We start from the raw sequence: 584 nt of genomic DNA, 5'->3' as shown, positions 1-584 counted from the left end.
ATCATCGCCTGTGAGAACATGGTGCGCGGCACGACCCAGCTGAAAGGCCACGTCATGAACGCGCTGGCAGATGAAGACAAAGCCTGGGTTGAAGAACATGTTGGCTTCGTCGATTCCGCCGTAGACCGCATCGTTCCCCCTTCCGCTTCTGCGACCAACGATCCGNAAAACCCAGTTTAAAGGCGAGTTGCCAAACATCCCGGGAATGGAATTAACTGATAACCTGATGGCATTTGTCGAACGTAAGCTCTTCACGCTGAACACGGGGCATGCTATAACCGCGTACCTCGGAAAATTGACCGGTCATCAGACCATCCGTGACGCGATTCTCGACGAGAAAATCCGCGCAGTGGTAAAAGGTGCGATGGAAGAGAGCGGCGCGGTACTGATCAAACGCTATGGCTTTGATGCGGCAAAACATGCAGCATATATTCAGAAAATCCTCGGTCGCTTTGAAAACCCGTATCTGAAAGATGACGTTGAGCGCGTTGGCCGTCAGCCACTGCGTAAACTGAGCGCGGGCGACCGTCTGATTAAACCGCTGCTGGGCACGCTGGAGTACGGCCTGCCGCACACGAATCTGG

At 54.2% G+C, this 584-nt stretch carries 1 pseudogene; it reads left to right on the top strand.

Going from position 1 to position 584, the window contains the following annotated elements:
• Positions 1-584 (top strand): annotated as a pseudogene (locus FDX22_RS12385) (mannitol-1-phosphate 5-dehydrogenase); the annotation flags it as partial.

Origin of the sequence: Citrobacter sp. TBCS-14 (assembly GCF_005280805.1) — a bacterium.
GTDB classification, from domain to species: Bacteria; Pseudomonadota; Gammaproteobacteria; order Enterobacterales; family Enterobacteriaceae; genus Citrobacter; species Citrobacter gillenii.
This window is presented reverse-complemented; position numbering and strand designations above follow the sequence as displayed.